Origin of the sequence: Tepidiforma sp. (assembly GCF_034433535.1) — a bacterium.
In the GTDB taxonomy this organism is placed as follows: domain Bacteria; phylum Chloroflexota; class Dehalococcoidia; order Tepidiformales; family Tepidiformaceae; genus Tepidiforma.
In genome coordinates this window covers 1-6,874 of record NZ_DAOUAO010000086.1, presented here as the reverse complement: position 1 = coordinate 6,874, position 6,874 = coordinate 1, and the positions used below count along the sequence as shown (strand labels likewise).

Genomic DNA, 6,874 nt, shown 5'->3' with positions numbered 1-6,874 from the left:
ACCGGCTGGCCGCTCCACCTGGCCTACATCGGGCTGGGCGAAGTGGTGGTCTACATCTTCATGGGGCCGGTCATCGTGATGGGGGCGGCCTTCGTGCAGCTCGAACGCTGGACGCTCGATGCGTTCGTCGCCTCGCTGCCGCTCGGGTTCCTCGTGGCGGCCGTCCTGCAGGCGAACAACCTGCGCGACCTCGAGGCCGACCGCGAGGCGGGGAAGCGCACGCTGGCGACCCTCCTCGGGCGGCGGGCGGCGGAATGGGAGTTCTGGCTGCTCCTGGCCGGCGGCTACCTCAGCCTGCTCGTCGCGGTGCTCGCGGGGGCGCTGCCGGCGGCCTGCCTCGCGGCGCTCGTCACCCTGCCGCTTCTCCGCCCGATGGTGCGCACCGTCCGCGCCGGCGGGAGCCCGCGGCGGCTGAACTACCTGCTCCGCGATGCCGCCCTGCTCCACCTGCGCTTCGGGCTGCTGGTGGCCGCAGGGCTGCTCTTCGACTGGGCCTTCGGCTGAGCCGCTACCCGAACGGGCTGAGCAGCCACTCGACCACATCGCGGGCGGTGAACGCATCGAACCAGCGGCCGATGTGGAGGGCGTATTCGTGGGCCAGCTTGGCGGCGGTCGCCGCGGCCAGGGCGGCGGCGGTCGGCCCCCGGCGCCAGGAGAACGACTTCCACCAGTGCCGCGTGAAGGCGGCAAAGAGGAACCAGAATTCGAACACATTGGGGAAAAGGAAGAGCACCCACCGTTCGCCGGTCAGTTCGAAGAGCGCGAATCCGACCATGCGAAAAGCGTAGAGCGCGACGGCAATCGCCCGGGCGGGGCCGTCCCAGCGCAGGGCGGCAAGGAGGAAGCAGGCGAGGTAGACCTGGTCGCACCACTTGTCGAAGGACTGGTAGTTGCGGACGCCGCCGAGGGTGAGGTAGGCGCGGAGGAAGAGATCGGAGAGGTCGACGAGGATGGCGATGACGGCGCCGGCGAAGGCCCAGCGGAGCACGGGCAGGGAGCCGGCCACGCGGGCAGCGAGGATGCCCCACATCTCGGCGGTCACGCCGCGGATGATAGCGGGCATGACGCAGCCTTTCCGGGGGCGGGGGCGGGTTCAGGCCAACGCGCTGCCGGTGTCGAACAGCAGGGGGACACCTGCGCTGGCCGCCGCCGCCCGGAGCCGTCCGTCGGTGGTAGCCAGAGGCAGTCTCAGGTCGAGCGCGAGGCTCAAATACGCGGCATCGTATGCCGACAGCCCGTGCTGGCGGCCCAGGTCCAGAACGTGAAGCAGGTGGCGCTGCGCAAGCCCTGTCTCGTATGTCGCTTCATAGACAGGCAGACCCAGCAGAAGGTCGAGCGCTTCGTTTGCCTGCCCCGGGGATATCCGAGCCCGGCGCTCCGCGCCCAGCAGGACGTTGGCACACTCGAGCCTGAACAAAGAGGGAACTACGGCGATGTCAGTCGAAAGCGCCCGGGCGACCCGGTCTGCATACCCGGTGTCATCGTCGCCCAGCAGGAACCCCATCGCCACGGACGCATCCATCACGAACGGCATCAGGAACAGCGCCCTTCGTCGATCAGCTCGCGGATGGTCCCGGGCCCGGGCCGCACGGCCCGGCGGAAGGCGAGGACCCGGTCGATCGCGTCCCTCCCGGCCTCGCCGGTTCGGATGCCCCCGAGCGGGGTGAGCCGGGCCAGCATGCCGGTGCCGTTCCACAGCACGATCGGCCGCTCATGCGCCAGCTCCACCAGGGCGTGCGCAAGGTGCGAAAGCTTCTCAAGCGGGATGATCAGCGGTTCGGGTTCGCCCATGCCGCCATGATAGCGGGCATGACGCAGCCTTTACGGGGGAAGGCGCAGAATTCTGCGAATGGCACGGTTCGCGGAATTCGCCCTGCTCGCGCTGGCCACGGCCGTCACCCTCGCCGCCTGCTCCAGCGGAAGCTCCGCGCCACCGACGCCGGTGGAGTCCCCGACCCCCACCGCCACCCTCTCCCCGGTCGACCGCGTCGTTTCGTTCCAGTCCGAATACCCCGACTGGCCGCGCACCGACTTCACCCGCTCCACCGTCGACCCGCGCGAAATCCTGCGCGGCTGCCCGTCTCGCGATTGCATCCCCCCGCTCGATGTGCCGGGGGTGGTCGAAATCCCCGCGCCCAGGGGCGGGAAGGCCGCCTTCGCGCCGGCCTCGGAGCTCGCCTACAGCGACCGCCTGCCGGTCGCCGTCGTCACGGTCGACGGCATCACGAAGGCCTACCCGCTCCACATCCTGACCTGGCACGAGGTGGTGAACGACCGCTTCGGCGAGCGGCCGGTGGTGGTCACCTTCTGCCCGCTGTGCAACACGGCGATCGCCTACGACCGGCGGGTCGGCGGGCGGGTGCTCGATTTCGGCGTCTCCGGCAACCTGCGCAACTCCGACCTCATCATGTGGGACCGGCAGACCGAGAGCTGGTGGCAGCAGGCCTCGGGCGAGGCGATCGTTGGGACCTTCGCGGGCGAGCGGCTCGAGCCGCTGGGCACCGGCATTGTCGCCTGGGGCGAATTCCGCCGGGCCTTCCCGGATGCCCTCGCGCTGACCGAGGAGACCGGTTTCGAACGGGCCTACGGCGTCAACCCCTACGAGTTCTACGATGCCACCAGCCAGCCCTTCCTCTTCAGCGGCGAGCCGGACCCGCGCCTGCCAGCCCTCGAGCGGGTGGTCACGCTCGACCGCGCCGGCAAGGGCCTCGCGGTGCCGTTCGAAGCGCTCGCGCGGGTCGGCGTCGCCAACGTCGAGGCCGGCGGGGCGCCGGTCGCCGTCTTCTGGCTGCCCGGGACGGCCTCCGCGCTCGACCAGCGCGAGATCGCACAATCCCGCGACGTGGGCTCGGCGGCGGCCTACGATGCCCGGCTGGATGGGCGGCAGCTGGCGTTCGAACCAGGGCCGGAACCGGGCACCTTTCGCGATCGCGAGACCGGCACGCAGTGGGACATCTTCGGGCGCGGTGTGAGCGGGCCGCTGGCCGGTCGGCAGCTCACGCCGGTGCTGCATACCACCGAGTTCTGGTTCGCCTGGGCCGCCTTCCACCCGGAGACTGACGTCTGGCGGCCGGAGGGATAACCCCCGAAGTGAACTGCTGAACGGTCGGCCAGCGAACCCCCGGCGCAGCGGCGAGGGGGCCGCCGCCGAAGCTGGCGCGAAACGTTACGGCCTTGCTGAGCATCCACCGAAGCATTCGCGGCCATCGAAGCAATATTTGGAAATTTCCCTTGCCCATTGGCCGAACCCGCCGGTAGACTCCCGGCGCAAATGCGAAGGGGGGAGGGATGACGAGTTCGACCAACGGCGACCGGCCGCTCCTGAGCGTGCGCAATATCACCCTCCGCTTCGGCGGCCTGGTTGCGCTCGACGATGTCTCCTTCGATGTTCCCGCCGGGCGGATCGTGGGCCTCATCGGGCCCAACGGTGCGGGCAAGACGACGATGTTCAACGCCATCACCCGCCTGTATCACCCGCAGGCCGGCGAAATCTGGTACGACGGGACAACGAACCTGCTCGGGCTCGCGCCTCACGAGGTACCGCGCCTCGGCATCGCCCGCACCTTCCAGAACCTGGCGCTCTTCCCGACGATGTCGGTGCGCGACAACATCCGCGTGGGGGTGCACGCCCGGACGAAGGCGGACGTCTTCTCGCAGGCGCTGCGCCTGCCGTGGGTGGGCCGCGAGGAGCGCGAGGCGGAGGCAGCGGTGCGCGAGGCCATCGCCTACCTCGGGCTCGAAGCCGTGGCCGACCACCCGGCTGCCGGGCTGCCCTTCGGCACCCTCAAGCGGATCGAGCTGGCCCGCGCGCTGGTGGCGAAGCCCCGCCTGCTGCTCCTCGATGAGCCGGCCGGCGGCCTCAACCACGAGGAGGTCTCCAACCTCGGCTCGCTCATCCGCGAAATCCGCGAGCGCTTCGACGTCACCATCCTGCTCGTCGAACACCACATGGGCCTGGTGATGGGCATCAGCGAGAAGGTGGTCGTGCTCGATTTCGGCAAAAAGATCGCCGATGGCACCCCCGCCGAAGTGCAGCGCGACCCCGACGTCATCCGCGCCTACCTGGGGGTGGAGGCATGAGCGCACTCCTCGAAGCGACCGGGCTGCGCGCCGCCTACGGCGACCGCCCCGTGCTGTTTGGCATCGACCTGCGGGTGCCCCAGGGCGGCATCGTCGCCCTGCTGGGCGCGAACGGCGCCGGCAAGACGACCACGCTCCGGGCGCTCCTCGCGCAGACGAAGACCTGGGGCGACATCACCTACGACGGCCGGCGGATCAACGGCGCCTCCACCCAGGACCTCGTCCGCATGGGCATGGTGATGGTGCCCGAAGGCCGCGGCACCTTCGTCGATTTCACGGTCGAAGAGAACCTGCGGCTGGGCGCCTACTCCCGCCGCGACAGGGACGGCATCCAGCGGGATATCAACCGGGTGTACGAGTACTTCCCGGTGCTCGGGCAGCGGCGCAACCAGCGGGCCGGCTCCATGTCGGGCGGCGAGCAGCAGATGCTGGCCATCGGGCGGGCGCTGATGGCGCGGCCGCGGCTCCTGCTACTCGATGAGCCCTCGCTCGGGCTGGCGCCGCTCATCGTGCAGGAGATCTTCGGCATCCTCGCGACGATCAACCGCGAGGACGGCGTGAGCATGCTGCTCGTGGAGCAGGATGCGGTGCGCGCCCTGAAGGTGGCTTCCTACGCGTACCTGCTCGAAACGGGGCGGGTGGCGATGGAAGGCCCCGCGGACCAGCTGGCCGGCAGCGAAGACGTTCGCCGGGCCTACCTCGGCTATTGAACGCCCGGAGAGGAGGGAGGACGCAGGCATGACCGAATTCATCCAGCTGGTGCTGGCGGGCACGGCCAACGGCTGCATCTACGGGCTGCTCGCCCTTGCGCTGGTGCTCATCTACCGCTCCACGCACATCATCAATTTCGGCCAGGGCGAGATGGCGATGTTCTCCACGTACATCTGCTGGTCGTTCCTGAATGCCGGCATGGGCTACTGGCTGGCGGTGCCGCTGACGCTCATCCTCGCCTTTGCCGCGGGGCTGCTCGTCCAGCGCATCCTGATCCGGCCGGTGCAGAACGCGCCCGAGCTGACGATCGTCATCGTCACCCTTGGGCTCTACCTGTTCTTCAACTCGCTGGCGCTCTGGGTGTACTCCGGCGTGCCGAAGCCGTTCCCGCTGCCGACGGGCGTGCGGCAGGCCTCGTGGGAGGTGGGCGGCGTCTTCATCGTGCCGTACCACCTGTTCATCTTCGCCGTGCTGATGGTCCTGATGCTGGCGCTCTACGTGCTCTTCCAGCGGACGAAGCTGGGGCTGGGGCTGCGGGCCGCCGCCGCCCAGCCGGTATCGAGCCAGCTGGTCGGCATCAACGTGAACTGGATGCTGGCGCTGGGCTGGGGCATCGCGGCGGCGGCAGGCGCGCTCGCCGGTGTGCTCTCGGCGCCAATCGTCCAGCTCGAGCCGAACTTCATGGCCACGGTGCTCATCTTCTCGTTCGCCTCGGCCACCCTGGGCGGGTTCGATTCGCCGCCGGGGGCGGTCGTCGGCGGGATCGCGCTCGGCAACATCGTCGCGCTGGGCGGGCGCTACATCGAATTCATCGGGACGCAGCTCGATATCGTGCTCGCGCTCGTCGTCATTGTCGCCGTTCTCCTCGTCCGCCCGGCCGGCCTGTTCGGGCGGCAGGTTGTGCAGAGGGTGTAGCCGATGGACCTCGTACGGACGTTCGACTACCGGAAGAACTGGTTCGTGCCCCTGCTGGTGGTGGCCGGCCTCGTCTGGCTGGTCGCCCCGCAGACGAACGTGGCCGATATCCCCGCCGTGGGCAAGCTGGTGCGGCCGGCTGCCGGCCTGGCGGCGCTGCTCAGCATCATGGCGGTGATGACGGTCATCGGCGCCGTCGTGCTCTCGCCGGTGCTGGAGCGGGGGCCAGCCTACCAGCGCGCGCTCCGCTGGGCCGGCTATGCCCTGATTATCGCCTTCTTCCTCTTCATGCCGCTCTACGTGGATTCGATCCCGCACGCTTCGATGCTGAAGATGACGGTCGCCATCCAGTACATGATCGTCATCGTCGGGATCAACCTGCTGACCGGGTTCGGCGGGCAGATCTCGCTGGGTCAGAGCGCCTTCTTCGCCCTCGGGGGCTACACGCTGGGCGTGGGCTTCCGCCAATGGGACATGCCCTGGGGCTGGGCGCTGCTCCTCGCGCCGCTGATCGCGGGTGTCTTCGGCTTCCTCATCGGCATCCCGGCGCTGCGCTTCAAGGGGCCCTACCTGGCGCTGGCCACGCTCTCGCTCGCCGTGACCGTGGCCCCGCTGGCGAAGAAGCTCGAGCACTACACCGGCGGCGTGCAGGGCGTGGCGATGTTCGGCCGGATCAACATCCCCTTCTGGGAGGACAACCCGGACCGGTTCTTCTACTACCTGACGGCCGTGCTTGCCCTGCTGGTGTTCGTGCTGGCAGCGAACCTCCGGCGCGGGCGGTTCGGGCGCGCGCTGGTGGCCATCCGCGATAACGAAACGGCCGCCTCGGCGATGGGCGTCAACGTGGCGCTCTACAAGATGACGGCCTTCGGCATCGCCGGGGCGCTGGCCGGACTGGCCGGGGCACTCAACGGCGTCGTCATCCAGTTCGTCTCGCCCGACCAGTACTCGCCGCTCCTCTCCATCCGCTTCCTGGTGGGCGCCGTCATCGGGGGCGTGGCCACCATCCAGGGCGCAGTCATCGGCGGGCTGTTCCAGCAGTTCGTGCCCGATGTGACCACCTCGATCAACAAGTCGGCACCCGATGCCATCCAGGCGGCCATCCTGATCGTATTCATGTACGTGATGCGGCACGGGGTGGTCGGGTTCCTGGAGCAAACGTGGCGGT

The 6,874-nt window shown here is 69.3% G+C and carries 9 protein-coding genes; 6 read left to right on the top strand and 3 right to left on the bottom strand.

The annotated features are described in order from the left end of the window. Positions 1 to 504 (top strand): prenyltransferase (locus VAE46_RS04980; RefSeq protein WP_322795816.1); only part of this gene is annotated, 504 nt, incomplete at its 5' end. Positions 505 to 508: 4 nt separating this feature from the next. On the opposite strand, the gene VAE46_RS04975 is transcribed toward VAE46_RS04980, so the two are convergent. From VAE46_RS04975 to VAE46_RS04965, 3 genes are read right to left on the bottom strand one after another with little or no spacing between them, the layout of a single operon-like run. After that, complete coding sequence (locus tag VAE46_RS04975; protein WP_322795815.1) at positions 509 to 1,042, bottom strand: hypothetical protein; 534 nt, start codon at positions 1,040 to 1,042, stop codon at positions 509 to 511. Positions 1,043 to 1,093: 51 nt separating this feature from the next. Continuing rightward, positions 1,094 to 1,534 (bottom strand): type II toxin-antitoxin system VapC family toxin, encoded by a 441-nt coding sequence (locus VAE46_RS04970; protein ID WP_322795814.1) that lies wholly within the window; start codon positions 1,532 to 1,534, stop codon positions 1,094 to 1,096. Next, positions 1,534 to 1,791, bottom strand: a complete 258-nt coding sequence (locus tag VAE46_RS04965; RefSeq protein ID WP_322795813.1) for a hypothetical protein — start codon at positions 1,789 to 1,791, stop codon at positions 1,534 to 1,536. Before VAE46_RS04965 ends, VAE46_RS04970 begins: the two co-directional genes overlap by 1 nt. 58 nt (positions 1,792 to 1,849) lie before the next feature. On the opposite strand from VAE46_RS04965, the gene VAE46_RS04960 reads away from it, so the two are divergent. The 5 genes from VAE46_RS04960 to VAE46_RS04940 all read left to right on the top strand — a co-directional run. Next, positions 1,850 to 3,082, top strand: coding sequence for a DUF3179 domain-containing protein (locus VAE46_RS04960; protein WP_322795812.1), 1,233 nt, complete (start codon positions 1,850 to 1,852; stop codon positions 3,080 to 3,082). A 206-nt stretch (positions 3,083 to 3,288) separates the two neighbouring features. Beyond that, entirely contained in the window at positions 3,289 to 4,080 is a 792-nt protein-coding gene (locus VAE46_RS04955) for an ABC transporter ATP-binding protein (RefSeq protein WP_322795811.1), read from the top strand. Further along, entirely contained in the window at positions 4,077 to 4,790 is a 714-nt protein-coding gene (locus VAE46_RS04950) for an ABC transporter ATP-binding protein (RefSeq protein WP_322795810.1), read from the top strand. Before VAE46_RS04955 ends, VAE46_RS04950 begins: the two co-directional genes overlap by 4 nt. Before the next feature lie 28 nt (positions 4,791 to 4,818). Continuing rightward, entirely contained in the window at positions 4,819 to 5,706 is an 888-nt protein-coding gene (locus VAE46_RS04945; protein ID WP_322795809.1) for a branched-chain amino acid ABC transporter permease, read from the top strand. A gap of 3 nt (positions 5,707 to 5,709) precedes the next feature. Further along, a partial coding sequence (locus VAE46_RS04940; protein ID WP_322795808.1) for a branched-chain amino acid ABC transporter permease occupies positions 5,710 to 6,874 on the top strand: 1,165 nt, incomplete at its 3' end.